Source organism: Cellulomonas biazotea (assembly GCF_004306155.1).
In the GTDB taxonomy this organism is placed as follows: domain Bacteria; phylum Actinomycetota; class Actinomycetes; order Actinomycetales; family Cellulomonadaceae; genus Cellulomonas; species Cellulomonas biazotea.
Genome location: NZ_BIMR01000464.1, coordinates 1 through 1,315, shown reverse-complemented (window position 1 = coordinate 1,315; position 1,315 = coordinate 1). Strand labels below are relative to the sequence as shown.

The 1,315-nt window shown below is 76.7% G+C and carries 1 protein-coding gene; it reads right to left on the bottom strand.

What is annotated here, in order from left to right; translation table 11 throughout:
* Positions 1 to 73: 73 nt before the first annotated feature.
* Positions 74 to 1,315 (bottom strand): leucyl aminopeptidase family protein (locus CBZ_RS20175; protein WP_130783209.1); only part of this gene is annotated, 1,242 nt, incomplete at its 5' end.

Sequence of the window (1,315 nt, the reverse complement as noted above, 5' to 3'; positions counted from 1 at the left end):
GGGTCGGGCCCCGCGGCCGCCGCTCGCGGCGCCGGCGCCCCGCGCGCGCCGCGGTCGCCGTCGGCGTCGTCCGTCACGGCGCTCGGTACGCCGCCGCGACCTCCGCGAGCAGCCGCGCGCCGAAGCCCGTCGCACCCTTGGTCCGCCACGCGTCGTCCTTCTCCGACCGCATGGGCCCGGCGATGTCGAGGTGCGCCCACGGGGTGTCGCCGACCCACTCGGCGAGGAACAGCGCCGCGGTGATCGCCCCCGCGAACTCCCCGCCGAGGTTCTTGATGTCGGCGACCTCCGAGTCCATCCACGGCCGGTAGCGGCGGTCGAGCGGGAGCCGCCAGACGCGCTCGTCGGTGGCGTCGGCGGCGTCCTCGACGAGCCGCTGGACGCGGTCGTCCGTGCCGATGAGCCCGGCGGTGAGCGGCCCCAGCGCGGCGAGGCAGGCGCCCGTCAGGGTGGCGATGTCGACGATCGCGTCGACCCCGTCCTCCTGCGCGAGCGTGATCGCGTCCGACATGACCAGGCGCCCCTCGGCGTCGGTGTTGACGACCTCGATGGTGCGGCCCGCCCGGGTCGTCAGGACGTCGCCGAGCTTGGTCGCGGTCGCCGACGGCATGTTGTCCGTGAGGGCCAGGTAGGCGCTGACCCGCACCGGTACCCGGAGCTCGCGCAGCACCGTCATCGCCGCCAGGACGGCACCCGCACCCGTCATGTCCATCTTCATCGCGGCGTGCATCGCGTTCGACGGCTTGAGGCTGATGCCGCCCGAGTCGTACGTGATGCCCTTGCCGACGAACCCGAGGTGCCCGGGGGCCGCGTCGCCGTCGGGCACGTAGTGCAGCACGACCATCCGCGGCTCGACGGCCGACCCGGAGTTCACGCCGAGCAGGCCGCCGCACCCCAGCGCCACGAGCGCGGCCTTGTCGTGCACGACGACGTCGAGCCCGGCGTCGGCCGCGAGGCGCCGCGCCACGTCGGCGACGTCCGGCGCGGTGAGGTGGCCCGCGGGGGTGTTCGCGAGGTCGCGGGACAGGGCGGCGGCGCGTGCGAGCACCAGGCCGCGGGCGGCCCCGGTGCGGGCGTCGTCGGCACGGTCGTCGGGCACCCGCAGGTCGAGCCGCTCGACGGGCACGGTGTCGGGCTCGGAGCGCAGCGCGTCGTAGCGGTAGCGGCCGAGGACGACGCCCTCGACGACGGCCTGCGCGGCGGCGGCGGCGTCCCCCGGGAGGGCCGACGCGAGGTCGGTGACGAGGTGCGCGGCGCGTCCGTCGACGCGGGCGAACGCGGCGGCGGCGTCGCGCACGACTGCGGGGCTCACGTC